The organism is Aliikangiella aequoris (genome assembly GCF_053709105.1).
In genome coordinates this window covers 3703776-3729484 of the sequence record NZ_CM132298.1, presented here as the reverse complement: position 1 = coordinate 3729484, position 25709 = coordinate 3703776, and the positions used below count along the sequence as shown (strand labels likewise).

At 40.6% G+C, this 25709-nt stretch carries 28 protein-coding genes; 20 read left to right on the top strand and 8 right to left on the bottom strand.

Going from position 1 to position 25709, the window contains the following annotated elements:
- Nucleotides 1-11 precede the first annotated feature (11 nt).
- The 3 genes from ACUR5C_RS16215 (at nt 12) to ACUR5C_RS16205 (ending at nt 1703) form a co-directional block, all read left to right on the top strand.
- The gene (locus tag ACUR5C_RS16215) at nt 12-434 is read left to right on the top strand and encodes a F0F1 ATP synthase subunit epsilon (RefSeq protein ID WP_454466233.1); all 423 of its coding nucleotides are present in this window, start codon (nt 12-14) and stop codon (nt 432-434) included.
- A 134-nt stretch (nt 435-568) separates the two neighbouring features.
- Complete coding sequence (locus ACUR5C_RS16210) at nt 569-1168, top strand: hypothetical protein (protein WP_454466232.1); 600 nt, start codon at nt 569-571, stop codon at nt 1166-1168.
- Nucleotides 1169-1367: 199 nt separating this feature from the next.
- Entirely contained in the window at nt 1368-1703 is a 336-nt protein-coding gene (locus tag ACUR5C_RS16205) for a winged helix-turn-helix domain-containing protein (RefSeq protein WP_454466231.1), read from the top strand.
- Nucleotides 1704-1783: 80 nt separating this feature from the next.
- Here the strand turns inward: ACUR5C_RS16205 and ACUR5C_RS16200 are convergent, their stop codons facing one another.
- A complete protein-coding gene (locus tag ACUR5C_RS16200) occupies nt 1784-2569 on the bottom strand; it encodes a LytR/AlgR family response regulator transcription factor (RefSeq protein ID WP_454466230.1) in 786 nt (261 codons plus the stop codon).
- Nucleotides 2559-3674: a sensor histidine kinase gene (locus tag ACUR5C_RS16195; RefSeq protein WP_454466229.1), complete on the bottom strand. Its 1116-nt coding sequence runs from the start codon at nt 3672-3674 to the stop codon at nt 2559-2561. Before ACUR5C_RS16195 ends, ACUR5C_RS16200 begins: the two co-directional genes overlap by 11 nt.
- 178 nt (nt 3675-3852) lie before the next feature.
- Here ACUR5C_RS16195 and glmU point away from each other — a divergent pair, with 178 nt between their 5' ends.
- The 4 genes from glmU to ACUR5C_RS16175 all read left to right on the top strand — a co-directional run bounded on the left by glmU (nt 3853) and on the right by ACUR5C_RS16175 (nt 8692).
- Nucleotides 3853-5232 (top strand): bifunctional UDP-N-acetylglucosamine diphosphorylase/glucosamine-1-phosphate N-acetyltransferase GlmU, encoded by a 1380-nt coding sequence (glmU, locus tag ACUR5C_RS16190; RefSeq protein WP_454466228.1) that lies wholly within the window; start codon nt 3853-3855, stop codon nt 5230-5232.
- 14 nt (nt 5233-5246) lie between these two features.
- Nucleotides 5247-7079, top strand: a complete 1833-nt coding sequence (gene glmS / locus ACUR5C_RS16185) for a glutamine--fructose-6-phosphate transaminase (isomerizing) (protein WP_454466227.1) — start codon at nt 5247-5249, stop codon at nt 7077-7079.
- A gap of 37 nt (nt 7080-7116) precedes the next feature.
- On the top strand, nt 7117-7731 hold the full coding sequence (locus ACUR5C_RS16180) for a thiol:disulfide interchange protein DsbA/DsbL (RefSeq protein ID WP_454466226.1): 615 nt from the start codon (nt 7117-7119) through the stop codon (nt 7729-7731).
- Between the two features lie 172 nt (nt 7732-7903).
- Nucleotides 7904-8692 carry a DUF2884 family protein gene (locus ACUR5C_RS16175; RefSeq protein ID WP_454466225.1) on the top strand — a complete coding sequence of 263 codons (789 nt, stop codon included), beginning with the start codon at nt 7904-7906 and terminating at the stop codon, nt 8690-8692.
- Between the two features lie 81 nt (nt 8693-8773).
- Here the strand turns inward: ACUR5C_RS16175 and ACUR5C_RS16170 are convergent, their stop codons facing one another.
- On the bottom strand, nt 8774-9193 hold the full coding sequence (locus ACUR5C_RS16170) for a helix-turn-helix domain-containing protein (protein WP_454466224.1): 420 nt from the start codon (nt 9191-9193) through the stop codon (nt 8774-8776).
- Nucleotides 9194-9490: 297 nt separating this feature from the next.
- Between ACUR5C_RS16170 and ACUR5C_RS16165 the strand changes: the two genes are divergently transcribed.
- Nucleotides 9491-10342, top strand: coding sequence for an ion transporter (locus ACUR5C_RS16165; RefSeq protein ID WP_454466223.1), 852 nt, complete (start codon nt 9491-9493; stop codon nt 10340-10342).
- Complete coding sequence (locus tag ACUR5C_RS16160) at nt 10342-11253, top strand: lysophospholipid acyltransferase family protein (RefSeq protein ID WP_454466222.1); 912 nt, start codon at nt 10342-10344, stop codon at nt 11251-11253. Before ACUR5C_RS16165 ends, ACUR5C_RS16160 begins: the two co-directional genes overlap by 1 nt.
- Nucleotides 11254-11308: 55 nt before the next feature.
- Here ACUR5C_RS16160 and ACUR5C_RS16155 read toward each other — a convergent pair whose 3' ends face one another.
- From ACUR5C_RS16155 to ACUR5C_RS16145, 3 genes are read right to left on the bottom strand one after another with little or no spacing between them, the layout of a single operon-like run.
- Entirely contained in the window at nt 11309-11776 is a 468-nt protein-coding gene (locus tag ACUR5C_RS16155) for a Smg family protein (RefSeq protein WP_454466221.1), read from the bottom strand.
- A gap of 20 nt (nt 11777-11796) precedes the next feature.
- Nucleotides 11797-12888 carry a DNA-processing protein DprA gene (gene dprA / locus ACUR5C_RS16150; RefSeq protein ID WP_454466220.1) on the bottom strand — a complete coding sequence of 364 codons (1092 nt, stop codon included), beginning with the start codon at nt 12886-12888 and terminating at the stop codon, nt 11797-11799.
- Between the two features lie 38 nt (nt 12889-12926).
- Nucleotides 12927-14024: a LysM peptidoglycan-binding domain-containing protein gene (locus tag ACUR5C_RS16145; RefSeq protein ID WP_454466219.1), complete on the bottom strand. Its 1098-nt coding sequence runs from the start codon at nt 14022-14024 to the stop codon at nt 12927-12929.
- A gap of 265 nt (nt 14025-14289) precedes the next feature.
- On the opposite strand from ACUR5C_RS16145, the gene def reads away from it, so the two are divergent.
- The 10 genes from def (at nt 14290) to ACUR5C_RS16095 (ending at nt 23405) form a co-directional block, all read left to right on the top strand.
- Nucleotides 14290-14799: a peptide deformylase gene (def, locus tag ACUR5C_RS16140; RefSeq protein WP_454466218.1), complete on the top strand. Its 510-nt coding sequence runs from the start codon at nt 14290-14292 to the stop codon at nt 14797-14799.
- Between the two features lie 27 nt (nt 14800-14826).
- Nucleotides 14827-15798 (top strand): methionyl-tRNA formyltransferase, encoded by a 972-nt coding sequence (gene fmt, locus ACUR5C_RS16135; protein ID WP_454466217.1) that lies wholly within the window; start codon nt 14827-14829, stop codon nt 15796-15798.
- On the top strand, nt 15791-17095 hold the full coding sequence (gene rsmB / locus ACUR5C_RS16130) for a 16S rRNA (cytosine(967)-C(5))-methyltransferase RsmB (protein WP_454466216.1): 1305 nt from the start codon (nt 15791-15793) through the stop codon (nt 17093-17095). Before fmt ends, rsmB begins: the two co-directional genes overlap by 8 nt.
- Nucleotides 17096-17167: 72 nt before the next feature.
- Entirely contained in the window at nt 17168-18541 is a 1374-nt protein-coding gene (gene trkA / locus ACUR5C_RS16125) for a Trk system potassium transporter TrkA (RefSeq protein WP_454466215.1), read from the top strand.
- Between the two features lie 25 nt (nt 18542-18566).
- Complete coding sequence (locus ACUR5C_RS16120; protein ID WP_454466214.1) at nt 18567-20015, top strand: TrkH family potassium uptake protein; 1449 nt, start codon at nt 18567-18569, stop codon at nt 20013-20015.
- A 32-nt stretch (nt 20016-20047) separates the two neighbouring features.
- Complete coding sequence (locus tag ACUR5C_RS16115; protein WP_454466213.1) at nt 20048-21340, top strand: hypothetical protein; 1293 nt, start codon at nt 20048-20050, stop codon at nt 21338-21340.
- Nucleotides 21341-21360: 20 nt separating this feature from the next.
- Nucleotides 21361-21552, top strand: coding sequence for a DUF1289 domain-containing protein (locus tag ACUR5C_RS16110; protein ID WP_454466212.1), 192 nt, complete (start codon nt 21361-21363; stop codon nt 21550-21552).
- A 275-nt stretch (nt 21553-21827) separates the two neighbouring features.
- Complete coding sequence (locus ACUR5C_RS16105) at nt 21828-22232, top strand: GNAT family N-acetyltransferase (RefSeq protein WP_454466211.1); 405 nt, start codon at nt 21828-21830, stop codon at nt 22230-22232.
- Between the two features lie 131 nt (nt 22233-22363).
- On the top strand, nt 22364-22804 hold the full coding sequence (locus tag ACUR5C_RS16100; protein WP_454466210.1) for a hypothetical protein: 441 nt from the start codon (nt 22364-22366) through the stop codon (nt 22802-22804).
- Between the two features lie 76 nt (nt 22805-22880).
- Nucleotides 22881-23405: a flavodoxin family protein gene (locus ACUR5C_RS16095; protein ID WP_454466209.1), complete on the top strand. Its 525-nt coding sequence runs from the start codon at nt 22881-22883 to the stop codon at nt 23403-23405.
- 241 nt (nt 23406-23646) lie between these two features.
- On the opposite strand, the gene rpiA is transcribed toward ACUR5C_RS16095, so the two are convergent.
- Nucleotides 23647-24303: a ribose-5-phosphate isomerase RpiA gene (rpiA, locus tag ACUR5C_RS16090; RefSeq protein WP_454466208.1), complete on the bottom strand. Its 657-nt coding sequence runs from the start codon at nt 24301-24303 to the stop codon at nt 23647-23649.
- Between the two features lie 438 nt (nt 24304-24741).
- On the opposite strand from rpiA, the gene ACUR5C_RS16085 reads away from it, so the two are divergent.
- Nucleotides 24742-24876 (top strand): hypothetical protein, encoded by a 135-nt coding sequence (locus ACUR5C_RS16085; RefSeq protein ID WP_454466207.1) that lies wholly within the window; start codon nt 24742-24744, stop codon nt 24874-24876.
- A 187-nt stretch (nt 24877-25063) separates the two neighbouring features.
- On the opposite strand, the gene ACUR5C_RS16080 is transcribed toward ACUR5C_RS16085, so the two are convergent.
- Entirely contained in the window at nt 25064-25666 is a 603-nt protein-coding gene (locus ACUR5C_RS16080; protein WP_454466206.1) for a 5-formyltetrahydrofolate cyclo-ligase, read from the bottom strand.
- Nucleotides 25667-25709 lie beyond the last annotated feature (43 nt).

Here is a 25709-nt window from a genome sequence, read left to right as displayed (position 1 = left end):
GGAAATTGGATATGTATACATTTCATTTAGATATCGTAAGTGCAGAGAAATCTATTTTCTCTGGGACAGTCGATTCGTTAGTTGCCAATGGTGAGTTAGGTGAGCTTGGGATTACTCCTGGGCACGCACCCCTACTTACTTCACTGAAACCGGGAACGGTTAAAGTGACTGATCATGATGGAAATGTTGAACATTTCTATGTGTCAGGCGGAATGCTAGAAGTACAGCCAAATATTACTACAATATTAGCTGACACTGCTGCAAGAGCTGATGATGTTGATGAAGCTGCTGCTATAGCAGCTAAAGAAGCAGCTGAAGCCGCTATGGCAGATCAGAACTCTGAAATTGAGTACTCAAAAGCTGCGGTAGAACTTGCTGAAGCAGTGGCTCAATTAAGAACTTTACAGTCGATTCGCAAGAAAGCTGGTAAGTAAATCAAGAGTTTTACTAAAAAAGGCGCTAACAGCGCCTTTTTTTATGCCTATTAAATAAATTTTATCAGTAGAACCAACTTTTTTGGATTGGCTTGCGACTAATAAGTTAAACCAATGCGGAAGGAGCTCTACTAATGAACCTATCAATTGTTAAACCCCTATGTGCACTTATAGCAGCAAGTTTGATGTGCTTAATTTTTATTCTAAGCTTTCCTGCGCAGGTGCAGGCACAAAGAGTTGAAGTTGAGCACCACTATGGTGATATTTGGGTAAAACGCGCCAACGACATTGAGAACACTCAGTTTAGAGTGAATGGTAAACATTTTGTTTGGTCAGATCTTAATCCTAAGCAGCAGTCTAGCATTAGTCAACTCTTTGATCAGATGGATCAACAAGAACTTATTATTCAAAAAGACACTAAAGTCATTGAAGCCTACTCAAAAAAGATTGAGTCGCGTGCCGTCTTAATTGAGAAAGCTCGATTAAGTAGCGCACAAGTTAGGCTAGAGTTAGTTAGTAATGCCAGTGTTGATCCTGAATTAGCTCAAGAGCTAGCCACTTTAAAGCACAAAGCTAAGCGAATAGATGCAATTGCCGATGACTTAGAGGAAGAAATTCATTTTATCGAGCAAAAAATGCCAAAGGTTAATCAACAAGCGATTAAATTAATGAATAAGTACGGAGATGAACTAGAACAGGAATTAGTTAGCATCGCTGCGCAAAAAACTGAATAAAACGCCTCTTCTATCAAGCCATGCCTGTAATTCATCGCGTGTTTTATGAAGTTCATCCCATTGCTATTGTGAGTTGCTGTTGTTTGGCTAAAAATTAACGATGCAAGCTTTGCCAACACTTTCGCTAAAATAAACGTCTAAGTTGGCAAAGAACAGTGAGTTAAGTCGCAAACAAAGCACAGGTTTAAGGAGTTGCACTATGTATAACCCCGCAATACAAAGCTTAACAACCGGTAAAATGACCTTTGGAAAAATTGAGTATGACGCTAGTAATCAAAGGTTAAGCGCTAACGGTGAAACGGTTTATTTGCGTAATAAACTAAATGAAGTTTTGTTTTATATGATGATTAACAAACAACGTGTTATTTCTAGAGAAGAGTTAATCCAAAAAGTTTGGCATGGTAACTACTACACTGGCGAAAAAGGGGTTACACACAGTGTATGTAAACTCCGCAAAACATTACAGCAAATGGGGGTCGAAGAAATTCAAATAAAGACTTTTCCTAAGCAAGGTTACGCAATTACAGTTGTTTGAAAGCAAGGCTAAACCAATATCTAATGGCGCATAAAAAATTAGCATAAAGCCTTTTACCAGTTTTCACCGGTTAAAAATCTTTATTGCTCAATACCGAGCTTTTTAAGTAATTCGGCTTTATAGGTTTGACTAACGGCAACCTGATCACCATTGCTTAAAATGACATTATACTGACCGTCTGCCACGGTTATAAACTCCCTGACTAAACTAAAACGTATCATTGCAGTTCTGTGTACTCGTATAAATTCTTGTTTAGATAAATGTTTTTCTAAGTAACTTAAACTTACTCGGTGTAAAATTACTCCTTCTTTGCAGTGTAACTCTAAGTAGTTGCCTGCTGTCGACACCCAAAGTAAGTCACTTACATCGACTAGCTGAATCTTTCCGACTGAACGAACGATAAGGGTGGTTAAAATTTCATTTGCGTTGCTTGAAACTTGAGTTAATTGCGCGACTTGGTTTTTATGAACCTCATGGTGTTTAATCTGTTCACTTGCTCGGCTAAGCGTTTGTTGAAAACGTTGGTCGTCAAACGGCTTTAATAAATAATCTAAAGCACACAACTCAAAGGCTTCTACCGCATGTAAGTCGTAGGCGGTTACAAATATTATAAATGGCGGTTGTGGAGTATTTTGCAGTGCTTTGCATACTGTTAGACCATTTTGGCCTGGCATATTAATGTCCAAAAAAACCACATCGGGTTTTACTTGCTTAACTAGCGAAACGACTTCATCACCACGATTACACTCCCCCACAATATCCCAGTCGCTGTACTGGTTAAGTGATACACGAATACTTTCTCTTGCTAAGTTTTCATCGTCTACGATTATCGCGCGAATAGGGTTGTTTGAGTCTTTAACTGGCATCAATTGTTTCCACTTCTGGGGGCCAAGCAGGTATTTGAATTAACGATTTATAGTGGCTTTCCGTATTATCTACCTGCATTTGGTATTGGGATTGGTAAAGTATATTTAAGCGGTCACTAAGGTTTCTTAAGCCAATTCCTTGGTGTTTGTTGATCTGGCTGTGTTGACTTTGAGTGTTGCTAACATTAAGAAATAACTGGTCTTTTGAGTTGCTAATATTAATGGTTAACTGCATGACTTCGCCGGGCTTTTCTAATCCATGTTTAATCGCGTTTTCAGCTAATATTTGAATTAAAAATGGCGGTATTTCTTGGTTTTTAATGTCTCTTTCATCATTAATGGACCAACTCAGCTTATCTGCATATCTTAATTCTTGTAAGGTTAAATAGTCAGTAACAAAAGTTAGCTCGGCGTTAAGGCTAATGAATTTTGAACGACTAGCTTCTACTGCGTAACGCAACAGACTACTTAATTGTTTAATTGCGGATAGTGCACACTTTTGATTGTCTATTCTAACCAAACTCGCAATCGAGTTAAGTGCGTTGAATAAAAAGTGTGGCTCTAATTGTGATAATAGCGAGTTAATTCTTAGCTCACTTAATTGTAATGCGAGTTGGGTGTTTTCTTGTTGTGCTTGAATAGCTGCAATTCGTTTAGCGTTATATCGCCTAAAATAAAGTAAAGATAAGCAGGCTCCTATAATCACGCTAAATAAAATTAAGCAGTAGACCCAAAAAAATAGCGGTACTGATAAAAATAGTTCTAGTCCAGTTTTACCTTGCTGCGGTCGCATTACAGCAAAAGACCAGGTTTCAAATAAAATAACCAAAGGCGCCCAGCAAATAAATAGTTTACTGAGCGTAGTGATTAAACGATGTGACCTTAAACGGTGCTGACGCGACAAATACCAATAAAACACCGGGGTTGCTAACATCCACGGGACAAAACTAATTAAGTATCCCCACACCCGAGCGGCCACATCGACTGGAATACCTGCCCTACTTGAGTCAATAAAAGATGCTGAAAGGCTTATCGCAATAAAAAGTGACCAGGCTAATAGATTGGCCAGCAGAGCTTTAAATTTAAAATTGTTTGTTTTCATCATTACAGAATAGCTAATTGAATAGTTGATGCAAAGCATGCTCACACCTCAGTAACGGGGTTTTGTCTATATCTTGCTTTATAGCAGTGATTAGAGCGGGTTTTAAAGGTTTTACTCAGCTTAATTTAAGCGTAAAATAGCGGACTAATTTGAATCAATTAATCATGGAAATAACATTAGAATGGATATCCAAGTCATTATTCTAGCTGCTGGGAAAGGCAGCCGCATGAAATCGCAATTACCTAAAGTGCTGCACCAGTTGGCCGGCAAGCCTTTAGTTCAGCATGTGATTGATAGTTGCCACTCGATGGGCGCTCAGCACTGCCATTTAGTTGTTGGTCACGGTGCAGAAAAGGTAAAGCAAAAGGTTAAAGGTAATGGCGTTGAGCTGACTTTTGTTGAACAAACCGAGCAATTAGGTACTGGCCATGCTGTCAAAATGACCCTAGATGGCCTTAAAGATGACACTGCGACGTTAATTTTATATGGTGACGTGCCATTAATTCATCATGACACACTTTCTCAACTAGTTGATTTACAACAAAATAGTCCTTCTGGCATCGCGCTAATGACTTGCTTTTTAGATGACCCAACCGGGTATGGTCGTATTACTCGCGACGCAAATAATGAAGTTACGGGAATTGTAGAGCATAAAGATGCCACTGATTTACAGCGACAAATCAACGAAGTGAATACCGGTATTATGTGCTGTAACTCAACTCAACTAAAGCAGTGGGTTGGTCAGCTTAATAATGATAATGCGCAGGGCGAATATTATCTCACCGATATTATCGCAATGGCGGTGGCCGATGGTAACCAGGTAACTGCCGCTCAACCTGTGGAGTTGTATGAAGTTGAAGGGATTAATACGCTCCAGCAGTTAGCTGAGCTTGAACGTGTTTGGCAATTGAAAATGGCCCGTGACTTAATGACTGCGGGCGTTACTTTACGCGACCCCAACCGCTTTGATTTACGCGGCACGCTGGTGTGTGAAAGTGACGTAGTGATTGATATTAATTGCGTATTTGAAGGAAAAGTCATTATTAAACAAGGTGCTAGTATTGGTCCTAATAGCTACTTAAAAGATTGTACTGTGGGGCAAAACTCGCAAATTAAAGCAAATTCTGTCATTGAAGAAGCCAACATAGACGCAGAATGCAGTGTGGGCCCATTTGCAAGGTTGCGTCCGGGTACTCATTTAAGCAAGGATTCGCACGTGGGCAATTTCGTTGAAATTAAGAAGTCAACTTTAGGCCAAGGTTCTAAAGCGGGCCACCTAGCCTACATTGGGGATAGCCAAGTCGGTAAAAACGTAAATATAGGCGCCGGAACAATTACTTGTAACTATGATGGTGCGAATAAACATCAAACCATTATTGAAGACGGTGCATTTATTGGATCAGACAGTCAGCTTGTTGCGCCAGTTCGAATTGGTAAAAATGTTACCATTGGTGCTGGAACAACAGTGACCGCTGATGTGAGCGATGACGCTCTGTGCATAAGTCGTGTTAAGCAAAAACAAATTGAAGGTTGGAAGCGTCCAACTAAACAGCAAAAATAACGGAGTAGTAACAAATGTGTGGAATAGTTGGCGCTGTGGCGCAAAGGGATATCGCTGAAATTTTAGTAGAAGGCTTGCGCCGTTTAGAATACCGCGGCTATGACTCAGCAGGGTTAGCCGTCATTCAAAATGGCGAAATTGCCCGCCTGCGCCGGGTAGGTAAAGTAGCAGAGCTTGGTAAAGCAATGGCCGCATCACCAATTGACGGTAATATAGGCATTGCGCATACTCGTTGGGCGACTCATGGTGAGCCGAGCGAATCTAATGCACATCCTCATTTTTCTAACGAAGAAATTGCCATTGTTCATAACGGTATTATTGAAAATTATGAAAGTTTGCGCGAAGAACTTAAGTCACAAGGCTATGTTTTTTCATCAGACACCGATACTGAAGTAATGGCCCACTTAATAGAAAGGGAAAGGCGCGAAACCGATTCTTTATTAGACGCAGTACTTAAAGCAACCAAACTTCTGCATGGAGCTTATGGCACCGTGGTGATGGAAAAAGCCAACCCTGACCGCTTAGTGGTCGCGCGCTCGGGAAGTCCTTTGGTGCTTGGAAAAGGTATTGGCGAAATGTTTATCGCCTCTGATCAACTCGCGTTGTTACCAGTTACTCGCCAATTTATGTTTTTAGAAGAAGGTGAAGTGGCAGAGGTCACTCGCCGCGAAATTAAAATTCTAAGTCCAGATGGTCAACTCGTTGAAAGAGACTTTGAAGAGTCTAATGTACAACACGATGCCGGCGATAAAGGTCAGTTTCGTCACTTTATGATGAAAGAAATTTACGAGCAGCCCTCTTCTATTACGAGTACTTTAGAGGGCCGTTTGCATAATGATAGCGTTATTATTGAATCATTCGGCAATAAAGCACCAGAGCTGTTAGCAAAAGCAGAGTCAGTACAAATTATTGCTTGTGGTACTAGTTATCATGCCGCAATGGTAGCCAAGTATTGGATTGAATCAATGGTTGGTATTCCATGTCATGTTGAAATTGCCAGCGAATACCGCTATCGCAAAACAGTCGTGGTGGCCAATTCATTATTTATAAGTATTTCTCAGTCTGGAGAAACCGCTGATACGCTAGCCGCGCTTAGAATTGCAAAAGAGCAAGGCTTTATGGCGAGCTTAACGATTTGTAATGTGCCTGGTTCATCGCTGGTGAGAGAGTCTGATATGGCATTTATGACTCGTGCCGGTGCAGAAATTGGTGTTGCTTCAACCAAGGCTTTTACGACTCAGTTAACCGGCTTATTAATGTTGGCTACAGCATTAGCGCAGTCTAAGCAAACCCTCTCAAATGATGAAATTGCCAAAGTGGTTTGTGAACTAAGACAGTTACCTACAGAAATTAACCAAGCGCTTTCTATGGACAGCTTAATTGAGCAAATCGCGGAAGACTTTAACGAAAAGCATCACTGTCTTTTCCTTGGCCGTGGCGAACAGTACCCCATTGCAATGGAAGGTGCTTTAAAGCTTAAAGAGATTTCTTATATTCACGCCGAAGCTTATGCTGCTGGCGAATTAAAGCATGGCCCGTTAGCATTAATTGATCAAGAGATGCCCGTGGTAGTGGTAGCGCCAAATAATGAACTAATTGAAAAATTAAAGTCCAATATGGAAGAAGTGAGAGCGCGCGGCGGTCAGCTTTATGTGTTTGCTGATAAAGACAGTCAAATTAATGAAAATGATGGCCTCAAAATCATTCATTGTTCAGCTATCGGTCAGTATACTGCGCCTATTATATTTACTGTACCTTTGCAGCTATTGTCGTATCACGTTGCGGTAATTAAAGGCACAGACGTTGATCAGCCAAGAAATTTAGCTAAGTCTGTCACGGTAGAATAACGGTAATTACAATAATAATTTTGAATAGAGGATAACTATGAAATTTGTAACTCAGCTTTTAAGTTTGGGCTTAGTATTTGGTTTTAGTGCTAATTTTGCTATGGCAGCAAATAACGACTTAGTGGTAGGAACTCATTACGAAGTGACTGCTGCTAAAGGTAGTGAGCAACCTATGGTAGAAGAGTTTTTTAATTATGCCTGCGGTGCTTGTTATTCTATGGAGCCCTTTGTTGATAAAATTAAAGCGAACAATCCGGGCATTACCGTAAAAAAAATCCCATTAGAATTGCGTCCTTCTTGGAAAATTTATGTTGAGGCTTACTATATTGGGGAAAAATTAGGCATACTCGATAAAAGTCACGCTAAAATCTTTCATCGACTACATGTAGAAAAAAACCACTTTAATGACAAAGCAGAGATGAAGCAGTTTTTTCTCGACTTAGGTGTTGCTGAAAAAGACTACGATGATATTGCTAAATCATATTGGTTAAATACCCAAGTTAGACTGTCTAAACAGTACGCTATGAAAAACAAAGTGATGAGTACGCCGGTATTTGTTGTGAATCAACGCTTTAAGCTGAATTCGGCTAACTTTAATAGCACAGATGAAATTGAACAAGCGATTATCTCTTTATCGGGGAGCGGTAAATAGTTTAATAAACTGCTGTGACTATAAAAAAAACGCGCTTTTAGCGCGTTTTTTTATGTTTGAAATAGTTATTTACATCTCAACATATTAAAAGCCAAACTTTATGCTGTAATAGAGCGACTTAATGCTTGATTGCAATTTAATGAAATATGTCATGCTCTTTGGAGGGCTACAAATGAAAAAAGTGATATTTATTGGGTTACTCTGCGGAGCGTCGACTTTTGCCGTAGCTAAGGATGGTTGTGAGTATGCGACTGACTTTAATGTTAATTTAAACGAAAATCAGTTAATTTTTAGTCAAAAAAATGGTGATGAGCTAATTTTTGATAAGCAGGGTTTATCTATAAATGGTTTAGCAACGCAACTTGACTCAACTCAATTGCAAGCCGCTATGCAGTTTCAGCGGGAGTCTCGGCTACTTGTGCCTAAAGTGGCTGATGTTGCAATAGAAGGAATAGAGCTTGGGATGAAAGCTGCTGGAATAGTAATGACCGCTTTTTTTACCGACGAGCCACAAATCCAGCAAGAACTCATAGCGCCAATTGAAAAACTGTCTGAAAATATTCGGTCACACATAAGCCCCAACCACTTTAACGCTCAATCACTAGAAAACTCTTTTGAGAAAGCAATTGATGAAGAATTAGAAGCAATGATTGAAACTGCGGTAACAAAGTATTCGGGTAAATTGATTGGCAATATTTTATCGAGTGTGTTTTCTGGAGACAGTGAAGAGTTAAAGGATTTAGAGTTTCGAATGGAAACGCTAGAGCACGATATCGAAAAGTATGTAGAGGAAAACGCCGAAGCCCTCGAAGTGAAAGCTGAACAACTTTGCACAGAACTCGCTGCATTAGATAAATTAGATAACCAACTATTGAGTGTTAATGGTTATCCAAAACAGGGACTAATTCATACTGACTCAAAAAGAAGCACCAAATTAGGCAAAATAGAAATCGATTTATAAGATTATAGCCTTACCTACTTAACTGTTGAGGCGGCGATTCGCTCGCCGCCTCGAAATTAATATTTTAAATTAGTAACGTCATTAAAAATCCCATAGCCCTTTATTATCAGCGTACCTAATGGTGGCGCAGCTTGCATAGGCACCGACAAAACAAGCCGGCGCAAAGCTTATGGTTGTAGCGCTAAACATAAAGAGAAGGCCGACAATTAGAAAGCTAACTTCAATGATAAAGTAGGTTTTGCGTGAGCCGATGCCTAAATAGTTGGCTCTAACCCACCAAGGCAAGTTTTTCCAACTTTGTGAATCTTTATCTATCACAGTAATTTCCTCTGTTAATTTAGAAATATCAGTTTCAAATACAGAGGCAAGGCTCTTAAGAGTTTCCAAACTGGTACTTTGGCCACTCTCAACCCGTTGAATGGTTCTAATGCTCAACCCACTCATTATTGCGAGCTGTTCTTGTGACCAATGTCTGCTTTCTCTTAACTTTTTAACGATCATGTTTTGTCCCCGTTCTCTATGAGGAAATAATGCCAAAATATAGCGCTGGCGGTGACGAAAGTCACCTGACAGCAAGGCGACAGGCGGCTTTTTCTTGAGAATTTAGCCATATTAACGTCAAATCAAAAAATATAACAAGTGAACATAATACTTTAACATCGCAGCGAACTTTTGCTGGACAATTGCTGTATGAGGCTAATAGTTACTATAGTGAACCACTTAAATCGGCAGGATCCTTTGCTCCAAGGTGTTTTTTTGATTATTATCCTGCTTCATTTCTTTTGTAGATTCACTCATATGATTTGGTCGCAGTTTTTAAAGCGTTTAGAAGCGCTAAACGAAAGTAAGCTATTTCAAACCTTGGTGGTTATGGTTATTCTAATTTCCGCCCTTTTGATTGGCGCAAGAACCCATGATTTGCCTGATAGTTTTGTCCAAATTATTAGCATATTAGATATGAGTGTAACGGTATTCTTTGTGATAGAAATTGTTATTCGGTTTTTAGCGATCAATAGCACAAAGCGCTTTTTTAGTGACGGTTGGAACATTTTTGACACAATAATTGTGATTGGTAGCTTAATTCCTGATGGTGGTTCTGGGGTTTTATTGGCGCGGCTTTTACGCGTTTTTAGAGTACTTCGTTTGGTTTCGATTATTCCTGAACTACGCTTACTAATTAATGCGTTGTTAAAAGCAATGCCGCGTATGAGCTACATTGCGCTTTTGATGTTTGTCATTTTCTACATATATGGTGCAGTAGGCAGTATCTTGTTCGAAAGTATTAACCCGGTGCTGTGGGGGGATGTGTCTATCTCTATGCTGACTTTATTTAGAGTAGCAACCTTTGAAGACTGGACCGACGTAATGTATGAAACTATGACCGTTTTTCCATTGAGTTGGATGTATTATATTTCCTTTATCTTTTTTACTGCGTTTGTATTTTTAAATATGATGGTGGGAACGGTCTTAGAAGTGATGGCGCAAGAACAAGAGGCTTATCGTGCAGAACAGCACGGTGAGTCGGCGCAAGGGGGTGAGCCCGCAAGCCGCGCCCAAATTGAGGCGCTTCAGGCACAAATAGAAGAACTAAAAGCGTTAATCACAGGCTCCAAAGAGCTAGACCAGACTAATTCAAGCAGAGACTCTTAGTGGCATACAGAGACAAAAAATCGACCCTTATTAAAGGCTGGATCTTAGTGGCACTGTTACAGTGCGTGTATCGTCTGCCCACTAAACTAGTGCGTTCACTCGGGTTAGTGGCGGGTTATTGCAATTATTGGATCAATGGAAAGGCCACACGTGTGGTTCGAAAAAACTTAGAGATTTGCTATCCTGAGTTAAACAAACAACAAATAAACCAAAGAATAAAAGCATTCCTAAAGCAAAATGCTTGGTTAGCTCCAGAAATAGCTACCGCTTGGCTAGGTCAACCAGAGCAAATTACCCGCCAGTTTAAACAGGTTAAAAATCAAAACTTAATTGATTCAATTGTCGCGCAAGATAAACCACTAATTATTGCGGTGCTACATATCGGCAATTGGGAAATGTGCTGGCATTGGATACAGCACCATTACCCCGCCTTTGGGATGTATCAGTCGGCCAAATTTAAGCCACTGGATCAATATTTGTTACGCGCTCGTCAGCTATTTGGCGGTAAAGCTTTTGCGGCTAACCCCAAAGGCATTATGGGGCTGTTAAAGTCAGTGAAAGCGAGAGATGGAATTATGACCATTTTGCCTGACCAAGCCCCTCGTGAAGGTGCTGGGGTTTATGCTCCGTTTTATGGTCATCCGGCGTATACTATGACTCTGTTACATAAATTTGTTCAGAAAACTGGTGCCGAGCTGTTGTTTGCCAATGCGATAAGAGATGATTCTGGCAAAGGCTTTAATATAGAAATAGAAGCGGCTAACTTCGATCCCAACTTAGCTCAAGTAGAGTCTTTTAATACAGCCTTAAATTTGCAAATAGAGTCCATCGTTGACCGCCATTGGGCTCAATATCAATGGAGTTATAAGCGCTTTAAACGCCAGGCCGATGCTAAAAACCCTTATAAATAAAGCGGTTTATTGAATATCTAGAGTAATTCCTAAGAATTAAAGCGATGATTTTGGTTTAGTGAAAACAAGCGTCCATATTTTCTAACCAAACCGCCGCTTCTTGTTTGCCTGGTATGTTGAATAACACCATCATCACTACCCATTTAAGTTGGTCAAGGTCAATTGGTGTATCTGAATTGAGCGCAAGAACCCGATCGACTACTGCTTCACGGCTATGTGGATCGAGCACCCCAACATTCTCTAAAAAGTATAAAAATCCGCGACAAGGAATTGACAGATAGAGTTGCTCATATGGGTGGTAAATTCGCGTGCTGACCAAAGTGGTTTGATCAGGTTCAAAGTCTTTAGAACTGGTATCAACGAGACCATCTAGCCAGTTTAAAGCGGAATCGATTTCAACGGTTTTAAAGCCGACTTCTTCCAACTCGCTGACTAAAGCTTGCGCTTTTTCCACAGGCACAAATTCATCGTTTTGAAATCTTTCAAAAATATAAAGCAGCACATCCATCACTTCTGCTTTCATTAACTTTCCCCAAAATTAAATTATTGGCGAATGTAGCCGCCGACGCTGTTAATTACCCAGCCTTTTAGTTCTAATTCGAGTAGTTTATTGGTCGTGGCTTCTACTGTCAATTGGCTGCGTAGAATGATGCTGTCTAACGGTGTTATATCGTAATCAATATGCTTTAGAAACTCGGCATCTTGTTTGCTTAAACTGGGTTTCTCGGGGGGTATAGAACGGTCAATGATACCTTTTGAGATGCAAGGGAGATCTTCAAGAATATCTTCAATACATTCGACCAGTTTAGCCCCTTGTTTTATTAAGTTATGACAACCTTTGGCAAGTGGATTATGAATTGATCCGGGAACTGCAAAAACCTCTCTTCCGGCTTCTAAGGAACAGGTGGCGGTAATTAAGGTACCACTTTTTTTAGCCGCCTCTATGACTAGAGTACCTAAACTTAGCCCTGCGATTATTCGGTTTCTTTGCGGGAAGCTGCCCGCATCCATGGGGTCGTCAGGTAGCTTTTCTGACACTAACGCACCCGTTTTTGCAATTTGATGTGCTAATTCACGATGATGTTTAGGATAAACACGGTTTAAGCCGGTCCCAGCTACGGCAATAGTAAAACCATTGCAAGCTAATGCTGCACGGTGCGCTGCTCCGTCGACACCATTAGCCATGCCGCTAGTAATAGTAAGCCCGTGCTCGCAAAGGCTTTCACAGAACGCCTGAGTATTGTTAGCACCTTGAGCGGTAGGGTTACGCGAGCCTACTACCGCAATTTGTGGAGATAGTAGTAATTCGGGGTTGCCCACAATAAAAAGTAAAACTGGTGGGTTGGCAATTTGTGCTAACAGCGGTGGGTAGAGCGCACTGCCAAGCGGTATGATATGTCGGTTAGTTGATTTGGCCCAAGTTAAAATCGGCTCTATACGGTTAAAGTCAAATTGTATAATTTGTTGAGCAATTTTTGCTTTAACTTGGGCTTTAGCGAGTTGCTGATGAGAAGCATTGAATAAATCGGCAGCACTCGAGAATTTATCTAGCAGGTTTAAGGCGCCTTTATTACCAACGCCTTCAACGAGTTTTAACGCAATAAGTGCCTGTAATTCTAATTGTTCTGAGTTCAATGGCGCTCCTTGCCAAAGCCTTTAAAAAGGATCCCTGTTTAGTGAGGCATTTTTACCTGGTCATATAAATGAATAGTTTTTTCAGCTTTAAGAACTAGGCCTAGACTAACTTTTTCAAATGTTCTAAAAATCATTAGTCGACCTGCCATTTCATCAGGTAATTTGACGGTTTGTTTATTATTCGTGACAGCATCAGTTAATTTAGTCCAAGTGCTGACCGAGTTATCGTCTCTGCGTCTTTCTGTTGCGACTTTATCAACGATAGTGGAGCCTGTTTTATAAATGGAGAGTACATGACCGACTTCCATTTTCTCTCTTTCACCGCGATTGATAACTACAACATCGTACTGGCCGATTTGCTGTACGCCGCCATAAACGGAAATAATTTGTCCGCCGGCAAAGTCTTTGGGTGAGTGTGGAAAGTAGACTGGGCGCAACTGCTCGTCGTTTGTAGGCCAAGCACGGTCGCCTTTACGCAACTCAATTACTGACTTTTTAAGCAACATAACAGTAGGATCACCAGTTTGAATTTTTTGGCCATCAGCAACATGGATGGCTTCAATGCCTAAAAGCTCATTGGTTACAGGGTCGATGTAGGGGTCGCCCTTGCGGAAGAAAGTGTACTTTTGCGCCGACTCGTCGAGAATACCGCGAACGTAAACTTTATTAGCTTGAGCAGCAAGTAAGCGGTCACTGTCGCTACCAACTACATATGGCGCGTCATCTATTTGATCTTCGGTAACAACCTGAGCCGAAGTTAAAAACGGCAAAATTGCATCAAGTGGTAAGGTTGTAATTGCTGAGTCAGCAGAAAGCTCGCGTATTTTAGGGGTAAGCTTTACAGTGCCATTCGGTAACTGATTGGTTTTCGTGATTCTTGGCTGCCCATCTATGTAAACTAAAGCAATAATGTCGCCAGGAAAGATTAAGTGTGGATTATCAACTTGGTCGTTAACATGCCAAATTTCTGGCCATAGCCAAGGCGACTGTAAAAAGGTTTGTGATATATCCCAAAGTGTATCCCCTGGTTGAACCACGTGAAATTCTGGATGGTTTTGTCTTAGTTCAGCCGCACTGCTAAACAGCGCAGATATCATTAAGATGCTAGACAAAAGGCCAATGGTGAGTTTTTTCATTGCGTTATCCCTTGGTATATTCTCAGGCATTATTTTCAACTGGTTAATTTATTAAGCTATATTATTGCTAGTGAACGATATAAATATTCATTTGGCAATTCAGCGTTTAAACGACAGGTTTAAAAAAAAGCCCCATTTAAACCATTTTAGCCTAAAATTTGTGTAAAAACCCAGTGTATTAACAACAAATTTTCCAGTATGATCATTAGTTTAGCAGTATTACTTATGATTTTACTAGAACTTACGTCACAGAGTTGTCAGCAACATGTCCTTATTAAAGATTTTAGAGTACCCAGATAAGCGTCTTAGAATAGAAGCAAAGCCCGTAACAGACTTTGGGGAAACGCTGCAAACGCAAATCGATAACATGTTTGAAACCATGTACGCAGCGCCGGGAATTGGTTTGGCTGCGACCCAGGTAGATATTCACAAGCAGCTATTTGTGATTGATGTATCTGAAAACAATGATAGCCCATTAGTTTTTATCAACCCAGAAATTATCGAGCTACGTGGGGTTGAAGAAATGGAAGAAGGCTGTTTGTCGTTCCCTGGGGTTTATGCCAAGGTGGAGCGGGCGGATGAGGTAACGATAAAAGCGCTCGATCGTCACGGAAAACCTTTTCAGTTAGATGCAGATGGGCTATTAGCTGTGTGTATTCAACATGAACTCGATCATACCCAAGGAAAGCTATTTGTAGATTATTTATCTAGCTTAAAGCGTGAAAGAATTCGTAAAAAACTTGAGAAAGAGCATAAAGCCCGCAATAAAATGTAACTCATTTAACCTATGGCTGGATCTAAATTGAAAATTGTATTTGCGGGTACGCCCGACTTTGCCGCTAGTGCGCTCCAAGCCCTGCTAGATGCCGGCCATCAAATTTGTGCGGTTTACTGCCAGCCAGACAGGCCCAAAGGCCGCGGTAAAAAACTCCAACCAGGGCCAGTTAAGCAGCTAGCATTAGCGCAACAAATTCCAGTTGAGCAGCCGCTAAACTTTAAGTCGCAAGAGAGTGTGGCACAGTTAGCAAGTTACCAGCCAGATCTAATGATTGTGGTGGCTTATGGATTGTTGCTTCCAGAAAGTGTATTAAAAGTGCCGCGTTTTGGTTGTATTAACATTCATGGTTCTTTGCTGCCTAGGTGGCGCGGCGCGGCGCCAATTCAACGGGCAATTGAAAGCGGTGATAATGAAACCGGCATTACCATTATGCAAATGGACAAAGGGCTAGATACTGGGGACATGTTGTTAAAACTGAGTTGCCCTATTACCGCGACAGAAACCGGCAGTAGTTTGCACGATAAACTTGCTTTGTTAGGTGGTAAAGCAATTAATCAGCTTTTGGCCGAAAAGCAACCGCCCTATTCTGGCGAGGCTCAAGATAATAACTTAGCTAATTATGCCCATAAACTATCGAAACATGAGGCTGAGATTGACTGGCAAGCTTCAGCACAAAATATTCATAGAAAGATAAGAGCATTTAACGCTTGGCCGGTTAGCTATAGTTATGTTGGAGATAAGCGAATACGTATTTGGCAAGCTGAGCTACTTGAAGTATCCACCAAAGAAATACAGCCAGGCAAAATAGTGGCCACCCAAAAACAAGGCATCGACGTCGTTTGTGGTGATCAGTGCCTAATTCGAATTACGATGCTCCAGCCTGACGGTGCAAGAGCGATGTCTGCTGCAGACTTTCTTAATTCACGCCAAGATTGGTTAATCCAAAATCCGCAGCTAGGCAGTTTAACTAGTTCGGCATCGGGTTGTCATGAGTGAGCCCCGCTTAGCAGCTGTAAACTGGCTTGTTCAGGTTGTTGGGCAAGGACAATCAATTAATCGTTTATTAGCTCAGCCAAATGAGTTAAATCCACAGCAGCGCGCGCTGGCGAAACAGCTCTTATTTGGAAGTTTGCGTTTTTATCATCAGTTGCAAACAATATTAAACAATCTGCTAGAAAAGCCGTTAAAAGCTAAAGATAATGATCTTGGTATGGTTTTAATTGTTGGCTTGTACCAAATGCGCTATTTATCCACTCCGGATCACGCGGCAATCTCTGAAGCCGTCGAGTTAGCTAAAAAAATACACAAACCTTGGGCCAAAGGCTTAATTAATGCGGTTTTAAGAAATTATCAACGAAATCAGCAAGCGTTAGGCGAAAGGCTGCAAAAGTCGCTACAATATCAATACTCTCATCCTGGTTGGATGATTAAAAAGGTGAGCCATGATTGGCCCCAAGAAGCTGAGCAAATATTTACCCAAAATAATCAGCAAGCACCCATGAGCATTCGAGTAAATACCGCTTATTATCAGCGTGATGAGTATTTAGCCGTTTTAAATGAAGCTGCAATTACGGCTCAAAAACACCCCATTGCGACCGATGGTATTGTATTAAACAAAGCCGTTGATGTTGCTCAATTACCCGGATTTACCCAAGGTAAAGTAACTGTGCAAGACTGTGCTGCGCAGTTAGCAGTTGAGTTACTAGATTTGGCGCCAAACTTAAGCGTCTTAGATGCATGTGCAGCGCCAGGAGGCAAGACTACTCATATATTACAAAGAGAGCCGACGGTCAGTTTAGTCGCGGTAGAACTTTCTGAAACGCGAGCAGAAAAAATCACTCAAACTTTGTCTAGAATGCAGCAATCTGGTCAGGTAATAACCGCTAATGTGGTCGCGACTGATACTTGGTGGGATGGGCAGCTATTTGATCGCATATTGCTAGATGTGCCCTGTACCGCTGTCGGTGTTATACGTCGCAACCCTGATATTAAAGTTCACCGTAAAGTAACCGACGTAGCACCAACCGTTGAGCTTCAGTCTGAAATATTAGCCAGCTGCTGGCGCTTACTTAAGCCGGGCGGACGGCTGGTTTATGCGACTTGCTCTATTTTTAAAGACGAAAACCAAAATCAAATTCAGCGTTTTATGCAGCAAAATGCCTGCGAACTGGTCGCAATGCCTGCGCCAATTGCGAGTCAATTAAACTCGAAAGCTGAACTTGGTTATCAAATTTTTCCAGGTGAAAATGATATGGATGGGTTTTATTTGTGTGGTTTACAAAAACCTGCATAGGCCAGATTTGGTTGTGCAATTTAGGTGATTAAAGTGTATGGTGTGTGGAATAAAAACAGGCTATAACGTCAAATGAAAATAATTATACTCGGTGCCGGACAGGTTGGTGGAACGCTAGCAATTAGTTTGGCGGGTGAAGACAATGATATTACCATTGTTGATACCAATCCTAAGAAACTGCGTGCACTGCAAGATCATCTCGATTTGCGCACAATTGTTGGTTATGGCTCGCATCCGCACATTTTGCGCCAAGCAGGTGCCGAAGATGCGGATATGATCATAGCAGTAACTAACAGCGATGAAACTAATATGATCGCGTGTCAGGTTGCCTACTCAATTTTTAATACCCCTACCAAAATTGCTCGAGTACGTAGCTCCGAGTACTTGCGCGAAAAGAAACTATTTGATTCTAAAAATTTACCGGTTGATGTGGTGATTAGTCCAGAACAGTTAGTGGTCAAGTATATTTCACGATTAGTTGAAAACCCTGGCGCATTACAAGTAGTTGATTTTGCCGATGGTTTAGTTAGGTTAGTGGCGGTTAGAGCTTATTATGGTGGACTGCTTGTTGGTAATGCATTATCCGCTTTAAAAGATCACATGCCTAATATAGAAACTCGAGTCGCTGCAATATTTCGGCGCGGTAAGGCCATTATGCCAACCGGCGACACGGTGATAGAAGCAGACGATGAAGTGTTTTTTATTGCAGCAAGTGGTCATATTCGCCGGGTTATGGCTGAGCTACAAAAAGTTGAAAACCCATATAAACGAATAATGATTGCCGGCGGCGGCAATATTGGGCGTGGCTTAGCTAAAGCACTGGAAGACAAATATCATGTAAAGTTGATTGAAGCTAACCCAAAAGTCGCTTTGTCTATTAGCGACGAATTAGAAAACACCATTGTTTTGAGCGGCGATGCCAGCAATCAAGATTTATTAATTGAAGAAAATATCGATAATATGGACGTCTTTATTGCGGTTACCAATAAAGACGAAGCCAATATTATGTCGGCAATGCTTGCCAAACGTTTAGGTGTGCATAAAACCATGGTCTTAATTAATCGAGTGGCATACACCGATTTGTTGCAAGGAAATGAAATAGACATTGCTTTGTCGCCACAACACACCACTACCAGTAGTTTACTCCGGCACATTCGGCGGGGTGATGTTGCTAATGTTTATTCACTACGTCGCGGTGCAGCCGAAGCCATGGAAGCGATTGCCCATGGTACTGAAGAAACCTCTAAGGTTGTCGGCAGAGCCATTGGTGAAATTGAGCTGCCACGGGGTACAACCATTGCAGCAATCGTCCGCGATGATAAAGTTATTATTGCCCACCACAATATTGTTATTCAATCTAATGATCATGTGATTTTATTTTTGGTCGATAAAAAATATGTGCCTCAAGTCGAGCAGTTGTTCCAAGTCGACTTAACCTTTTTTTAGTGGCTAGCTAGGCAGACTTAAATTTATGCAAAGCAAACTCATTATTCGCATTTTAGGGATCTTACTGATGATTTTCAGTACTACAATGATCCCGCCTATAATCGTTTCAATCATTTATAGTGATGGTGGCAGTGCGGCATTTTTTAGTGGCTTTTTTATTAGTATGTTCACTGGATTAATGTTGTTTTTAGCGAATAAAAAACAACGTGGCGAACTGCGTAACCGAGATGGATTCTTAGTCGTTGTATTGTTTTGGACTGTATTGAGTTTATTTGGTGCTATCCCTTTATATTTAAGTCAAATTGACAATTTTGGCATAGCTGATGCTGTTTTCGAATCGTTTTCTGGGCTAACCACAACTGGCGCGACTGTGATTTTAGGCTTAGACGAATTGCCACGCTCGGTACTTTTTTATCGCCAACAATTGCAGTGGTTAGGTGGTATGGGGATTATCGTTTTGGCGGTTGCAATTTTGCCTATGCTAGGCATTGGGGGTATGCAGCTTTATCGTGCTGAAACTCCAGGGCCGGTAAAAGACTCTAAATTAACCCCAAGAATTGCGGGCACAGCGAAAGCTCTTTGGTATATATATTTAGGCTTAACCACCGCTTGCGCACTTGCATACTGGGGCGCCGGAATGGAGCTGTTTGATGCAATTTGTCACAGTTTCTCAACTGTTGCTATCGGTGGATTCTCAACCCATGATGCGAGTATTGGATGGTTTAACAGCACACAAATTGAAATGGTTTGTACCTTGTTTATGCTTATTTCTGGGATCAATTTTTCGCTGCACTTTGCCGCAGTGCGCCGTTTGAGTATGCAGCCTTATTCCCATGACCCGGAATTTAAAGTGTATATTTCTGTAATTTTAGCAGTGACCTTAGTCTGTGCTTTAGTGTTAGTGTCGCAAGCAGGAAGCCCAATGGGCGAAGCAATCACCGATGCCCTATTTCATTCGGTTTCTATGGCCACTACAACCGGCTTTGCCACCGCACAGTTTTATACTTGGCCCGTTTTTCTGCCAGTACTACTCGTGTTTGCAAGTTTTATAGGTGGTTGTGCTGGTTCAACCGGTGGCGGTATTAAAGTGGTTAGGTTTTTGCTTCTGTTTAAACAAGGGGCAAGAGAAATCCGCAAGTTAATTCACCCCAATGCGATTTTTAAAATACGTATTGGTAGTAATGTTTTGCCAGAGAATATTATTGAAGCGGTGTGGGGATTTTTTGCGACTTATGTAGCACTATTTTTTGTCTTTATGTTGATTTTAATGGCCGATGGATTAGATCAAGTAACCGCTTTTTCTGCTGTAGCGGCCTGTATGAATAACTTAGGTCCAGGCTTAGGCCAAGTTGCGGCTAATTATTCAGAAATTAGCGACCTGTCTAAATGGGTGTTATCTATAGCAATGCTATTTGGCCGTCTTGAAATATTTACACTACTCGTTTTATTTAGCCCAGACTTTTGGCGTAGCTAATTAATGGCTAGTTTAATGTTGAGGTATTGATCATGAAAAAAATTTGGTTTATTGGGTTAATTATTTTGGGGTTTTCTCAAGTTGTTAAGGCAAACAAAATCGTGGACGAAGCAGCAACTCAATATGTACGCTTGGTGTTGGCGCTTGGGCAACATGATAAAAATTATGTTGATGCCTACTATGGCCCAGAAATTTGGCAAACTAAAGCCTCACAATCCAAAATGGAATTAGCTAATATTATTATTGCGGGCAAACTTATCCAAGATGTTGTGGCTGAGCAAAGGCGCAACCCAGATAACCAATGGAACGATTTAGAATTATTAAGATTAAGTTACTTAGACGCTCAGTTAACCGCGTTAGTTGCTCGCGCTATCATGCTAAAAGGTGAAATAAAGTATAGTTTTGCGCGCCAAGCTAAGGAGCTATTCGACACTCAACCACCAACTCGTTCGTTGCAATCCTTCAATCCAATTCTTGTAAAATTAGATGAGCTTATCCCTGGAAAGCAGCCATTAACTGAAAAATTAGCCAATTTTAATCGTCAGTTTGAAATTCCAAAAGATCGCCTAGCTAAAGTTTTTAAGGCCGCGATTGACGAGTGTCGCGTGCGGACTAAGCAAGCCATACCATTACCTGAAAAAGAAAGCTTCACTTTAGAGTATGTTCAAGATAAGCCTTGGAGTGGATATAACTGGTATCAAGGAAAAGGACATTCGCTTATTCAAGTCAATGACGAGCTGCCTATTCCTATTTCGCGTGCAGTTGATTTAGGTTGCCACGAAGGTTATCCGGGACATCACGTTTACAATAGTTTATTAGAACAAAACTTGTATCAAAAACAAGGTTGGATTGAATACTCTGTTTATCCGTTGTTTAGTCCGCAGTCTCTCATCGCAGAAGGAAGTGCCAACTATGGTATTGCCATGGCGTTTCCTGGTGATGAGAAGTTAGCTTTTGAAAAAAACGTTTTGTTTCCACTCGCAGGCATTGAGACAAAGTTAGCCGAGCAATATGCAAAGGTCACTGAACTAGTGCAACAACTCAGTTATGCGGGCAATGAAGTGGCGCGCCAATACTTAGAAAAAGAAATTGATGCGACTCAAGCACAAAAACTACTCCAAGAATATGCGCTAATGAGCGAAGCAAAAGCTAAGCAAAGGGTAAAATTTATCGAAGCTTACGGCGCTTATGTAATTAATTATAATTGGGGAAAAGATTTAGTTAAACAGTGGATAGAATCTGACCCACAATTGAACCATGAGCAACGCTGGCAAAAATTTTATCAATTATTGTCGACTCCTCGACTGCCTTCAACTTTAAACTAAGCACGCGGACAATCGAAATAATGAAATATCCAGAGCCACCCAAAACTCAATCACCATGTATTAGTCAATGCTGCTTAGACGAGCAAGATGTATGTGTTGGGTGCTTCCGGCATATTGATGAAATTACAGGATGGCACGGCGCAGATGATGAGCGCCGCCAAGCTATCTTAAAAAATTGCGCCAAACGAAAGTCTCAAAAGAATAATAATTAATACCAATCAGTTAACTTCATGAATCCCTAATTATCCCCAGTGCGCTGAGTTAGCGCCGTCAAAGATATGACTATTCGCCCTCCTCTTTTTTTAGCGACTGAAAAATTGACACGAGTAATTATGATTATTTTATGTAATTATTGTATTCAATCAATTGTTATGAACACTAAGTGAAGGCCTATTGAACCTGTGTACTGGAGTTGATCGCCCCGCCCCAGCTTTTACTCAAACATTGTCAGAAATGATAATAGCCTTTGGAGGCACTATAAAATCATATGGAAATTCGTACTATATCTTGGGAGCAAACAATCCCGTTACGTCACAGTGTACTTTGGCCAACAAAACCGCCCGAGTATTGCCAAGTAGTGGGTGATCAAGAGGCTTTACATTTCGGTGCTTTCACTAATAATGAGCTTGTTTGTGTTGCTTCTGTATATTTAAATTTAGATAAAGCTCGCTTACGTAAATTTGCGACTAAAGCTGATTTTCAAAATAAAGGAATAGGCTCTAAAATGTTAAGATATATTTTTCGCTCACTCAAAAATACTGATGCAAAGGTTTTCTGGTGTGACGCTAGGGAGTCAGCTCTACCTTTCTATCAGCGCTTTGGTATGCAGCCATATGGAGAACGTTTTTATAAAGGCGATGTTTCCTATTTAAAAATGAAAGTAGCTTTATAGTTAACTAAAAAAGGCATATAACACGCCATCAAGATGGGACTGCTAATAGCTTGCTCGGTTCTGTTTTTATTCACGTTTTAGCAAGCTTTTATTAGCCTATTATTAGGGCAATATTACTTCAAAGGAAAATCATGAAAATAATTAAAATGTTACTTGGGCTATCCTGCTTAATACTAAGTTTTAATGTAGCGTCCAAAGAAATTGAGTCGCTTCCTAAATTTGAAGCAGAAATAACAAGTTGCCTGCAAGCTTTTAGTGCAAGTAACCAATGCTTAGCAGAATTGGTAAAACAGCATTTACCCGCTGGAAACGAAGCAATAAAGCCAGTAGCCGATCAAGTAGAGCAAATATTTGTACAATGGCTTTCGAAAGAAAAGGTCGCTAACGTCTACCCTATTGAAAGAAAGGAACTCGGTGATTTCATGGTTTTAAGAAATTATATAGTTGAAGACACTACAGCATCCGTTTTGCTATTTGAAATTACTTATAGAAAAGCACTCGGAAGTTGGTATGTCTTAAAATTCAATATAAACAGTAAGCCGGAATATATATCTAGAAAGTTAGGATATTAATATCACAACCCATATGAGCTGTATTATTCGTGCTTTTTATTTGCGCTAGAAGTTGTGTAAAGTTGAGGACAAATTATTGAGTAATACAATCGCATTATTTGGAAGCTCACGGCGCAATGGCAATACAGGAAAGTTGACCGACTGGATTGCCAAAGAATTAGACTTTGAAGTAGTCGATCTCGCTAGTCTAAAAATTCTGCCATTTGATTATAGTCATAACAATAAAAACGACGATTTTGTTTCTGTAATTGAAACGATTGTTAAATTTGAGAATATTATTTTTGCTAGCCCAGTTTACTGGTACTCTGTAAGCGCTCAACTAAAAATATTTATAGACAGATTATCCGACTTACTTGACGTAGCAGAATTAAAACATCTAGGGCGGATGTTGCGCGGAAAGAATGGTTTTATCATTTGTACTTCATCAAGTGTTGAAGTCGCTGAATCTTTTGAAGCATCAATAAGGGATACGTTTGCGTACCTTGGTATGAACTATCGTGGCTGTATCCATGCTAATTGCTCAGAAGGCTATAATGAGGCTAAATATATTAGTCAGGTAGCCAACTTTAAAAGTCGAGTCAATCAAAGCTCTGCAACTTAACTAGGTCGCTTGCGCTAGTGGCTTTATTTTTTAGGTTGAAAATAGATTGGCAAAAAATTGGAAAGTACACTTAGGGGAGCGGAGGCGACACAAGAAGTTTTAAGATTAGAGCGAAATCGTCATGGGGTATGATTATTGTCTCTTCTTTGGCGTAGCGCCGCAACTCTCTAAAAATCAGCCCCACTACTTTGGTATGGGCGAATGTCTACTTGGTTGAGATATTCGCCCGACACATAATTATTTAGTACTCTTTTATCCCGTCACTAGTGGCCAAGATTAAGTGATCCGCCGCGCGCCGTGCGAATAACCCATTGGTGACCACTCCAGTGATTTGGTTGATTTCTGCTTCTAGAATCTTTGGCTGAGTAATGGCTAAATTGTGTACGTCTAAAATGACGTTGCCGTTATCTGTTTGAAAGCCATGTCGGTAAACCGGATCGCCACCTAGTTTTACTAGCTCCCTTGCTACATAACTGCGTGCCATGGGGATGACTTCTACCGGCAATGGAAACTCGCCAAGCGTTTTAACGTATTTAGACTCATCTGCGATACATACAAATTTTTGTGCTACTGCAGCAATAATCTTTTCTCGAGTTAGAGCGCCACCACCGCCCTTAATCAAATCTAAACTTTGATTGGCTTCATCTGCTCCGTCAATATAAACAGGAATATCAGCAGCTTCATTTAAATCAATAACATCAATCCCTAACGCTTTAAGTTTCACTGTGGAGGCTTCTGAACTTGAAACGGCCGCTTTAATTCGGTGCTTATGTTGGGCTAGTAAATCGATAAAACAATTTACTGTGGAACCTGTGCCAATGCCAATGATTTCGCCGTCTACAATATATTTTAAGGCGGCTTTTGCGGCGTCGATTTTGAGTTGTTGTTGGCTTTGCATAGCTTAGTTTCCAATAAATTTTTAATCACAATTAAGAGAGGGCTGATTCACTCGCAAGCTTGAAAAGTAGAAAAATTTCAACTTGTTGGTCGGCAATTATACAGCCTTTAAACATCTTCAGAAATGAAACTTTCAGAATATAAATGTGAACTGTTTAGTAAATAGCCAAAAAAATGCCATTCTCTCTTGATCCTGTCAAAAAACAGGAGTATGTTGTGTGTCCGCTTGAAAAAACTTGTTTTATTTCAGGCCAGTAAAGGAATAATAGTTAAGTTACTTACCGAAGTGTTGAAATTCGAATCGTTTAATTTTTAGTTTGTTAGCTATAAGTTAGCCATTGTTCGACTTACAAACCCTCGAAGTGCAAGCAATATGGCAAGGGACTCCTTTTAGTTTAAATAAGAATAAAAATCGCCCTCGGGCAATTTGGAGATCCAAATGAAACGTAAACCAGATATATTAGTTGTTCTGGCTGCGTTACTTGGAATCGGCATGGTTTTGTCGAGTTTTAGTAGTGTGAGTGTTGCGGAAACGCCCGTTCATGCGAATGTTCAGGTATCAGCAGTTGAGTAATTGCTTAATTTAAAGCAATGACTAAAAATTTAGCCAATTTAATTTGGCGCAGCGAAAGGCCTTCAAGCATTATTGTTTATTCGATTTGAAGGCTTCTTTTCTACTCATTCTCATTCTTCCTAATTGTGAACTTCTTCCGCTTTAATTGTGCAGTGTTTCCGTTTAATGTGTGACTTTTGAGCAGAATCTACTCTATAAACGATACCAAACCTTGTGGCGTAAATACGCCGTCTAGCGGATAGTCCCAAGCTTGTTTTGGAATGCTGGCGACTTCTTGTTGAGCAAATGCTAGTCCATAAAAGCGTGGTTTTTTGGCCGCCCCTTGGAGATGCTGCAAGCTACGATCATAAAATCCGCCGCCCATACCTAATCGGTTGCCGCTTAAATCAAAAGCGACTAATGGTGCAAAAATAATATCCAGCTTTGATACCGCAATGGCATGATTGACCGATAATGCGCTCTCCCAAATGTTAAAGCGGTTTTTAACTAACGTTTGGTCGTTAAAATAAGGCATAAACCAGAGTCTATTTGGCTTTAATGGCTTTAATTTTGGTAAAAAGCACAATTTTGCATCATTAAAGATCTGTTGAATTAGTGGCTGAGTATTAATTTCACCGTCAAAAGACAAGTAGCAGGCGATATTTTTAGCCCGTTGATAGTGGCTGTGTTGTGCAACTTGTTGGGCGAGCTGATTGGCGAGTTGCTGGTTTAATTGTGGCTTTATCGATTGCCTTACTTTTCTTATGTGGTTTCTTATTGATTGCTTTTGGGCTTCGATTGCGCTTTCCATCATTTAACCTAAGGGAATTCTGTGGTGTGCTTTAACCGTTGTC

Excerpts from the sequence above, each read along its gene's own strand:
- ACUR5C_RS16145 (WP_454466219.1), bottom strand. The coding sequence starts at position 14,024 with ATGAAAAAACTCACCATTGGCCTTTTGTCTAGCATCTTAATGATATCT.
- ACUR5C_RS16110 (WP_454466212.1), top strand. The coding sequence starts at position 21,361 with ATGAAATATCCAGAGCCACCCAAAACTCAATCACCATGTATTAGTCAA.
- ACUR5C_RS16205 (WP_454466231.1), top strand. The coding sequence starts at position 1,368 with ATGTATAACCCCGCAATACAAAGCTTAACAACCGGTAAAATGACCTTT.
- ACUR5C_RS16170 (WP_454466224.1), bottom strand. The coding sequence starts at position 9,193 with ATGATCGTTAAAAAGTTAAGAGAAAGCAGACATTGGTCACAAGAACAG.
- ACUR5C_RS16115 (WP_454466213.1), top strand. The coding sequence starts at position 20,048 with ATGAAAAAAATTTGGTTTATTGGGTTAATTATTTTGGGGTTTTCTCAA.
- ACUR5C_RS16105 (WP_454466211.1), top strand. The coding sequence starts at position 21,828 with ATGGAAATTCGTACTATATCTTGGGAGCAAACAATCCCGTTACGTCAC.
- ACUR5C_RS16180 (WP_454466226.1), top strand. The coding sequence starts at position 7,117 with ATGAAATTTGTAACTCAGCTTTTAAGTTTGGGCTTAGTATTTGGTTTT.
- rsmB (WP_454466216.1), top strand. The coding sequence starts at position 15,791 with ATGAGTGAGCCCCGCTTAGCAGCTGTAAACTGGCTTGTTCAGGTTGTT.
- ACUR5C_RS16155 (WP_454466221.1), bottom strand. The coding sequence starts at position 11,776 with ATGAAAGCAGAAGTGATGGATGTGCTGCTTTATATTTTTGAAAGATTT.
- ACUR5C_RS16085 (WP_454466207.1), top strand. The coding sequence starts at position 24,742 with ATGAAACGTAAACCAGATATATTAGTTGTTCTGGCTGCGTTACTTGGA.
- ACUR5C_RS16120 (WP_454466214.1), top strand. The coding sequence starts at position 18,567 with ATGCAAAGCAAACTCATTATTCGCATTTTAGGGATCTTACTGATGATT.
- ACUR5C_RS16215 (WP_454466233.1), top strand. The coding sequence starts at position 12 with ATGTATACATTTCATTTAGATATCGTAAGTGCAGAGAAATCTATTTTC.
- ACUR5C_RS16210 (WP_454466232.1), top strand. The coding sequence starts at position 569 with ATGAACCTATCAATTGTTAAACCCCTATGTGCACTTATAGCAGCAAGT.
- ACUR5C_RS16195 (WP_454466229.1), bottom strand. The coding sequence starts at position 3,674 with ATGATGAAAACAAACAATTTTAAATTTAAAGCTCTGCTGGCCAATCTA.
- glmU (WP_454466228.1), top strand. The coding sequence starts at position 3,853 with ATGGATATCCAAGTCATTATTCTAGCTGCTGGGAAAGGCAGCCGCATG.
- rpiA (WP_454466208.1), bottom strand. The coding sequence starts at position 24,303 with ATGCAAAGCCAACAACAACTCAAAATCGACGCCGCAAAAGCCGCCTTA.
- ACUR5C_RS16100 (WP_454466210.1), top strand. The coding sequence starts at position 22,364 with ATGAAAATAATTAAAATGTTACTTGGGCTATCCTGCTTAATACTAAGT.
- glmS (WP_454466227.1), top strand. The coding sequence starts at position 5,247 with ATGTGTGGAATAGTTGGCGCTGTGGCGCAAAGGGATATCGCTGAAATT.
- ACUR5C_RS16080 (WP_454466206.1), bottom strand. The coding sequence starts at position 25,666 with ATGGAAAGCGCAATCGAAGCCCAAAAGCAATCAATAAGAAACCACATA.
- ACUR5C_RS16200 (WP_454466230.1), bottom strand. The coding sequence starts at position 2,569 with ATGCCAGTTAAAGACTCAAACAACCCTATTCGCGCGATAATCGTAGAC.
- trkA (WP_454466215.1), top strand. The coding sequence starts at position 17,168 with ATGAAAATAATTATACTCGGTGCCGGACAGGTTGGTGGAACGCTAGCA.
- ACUR5C_RS16165 (WP_454466223.1), top strand. The coding sequence starts at position 9,491 with ATGATTTGGTCGCAGTTTTTAAAGCGTTTAGAAGCGCTAAACGAAAGT.
- ACUR5C_RS16175 (WP_454466225.1), top strand. The coding sequence starts at position 7,904 with ATGAAAAAAGTGATATTTATTGGGTTACTCTGCGGAGCGTCGACTTTT.
- def (WP_454466218.1), top strand. The coding sequence starts at position 14,290 with ATGTCCTTATTAAAGATTTTAGAGTACCCAGATAAGCGTCTTAGAATA.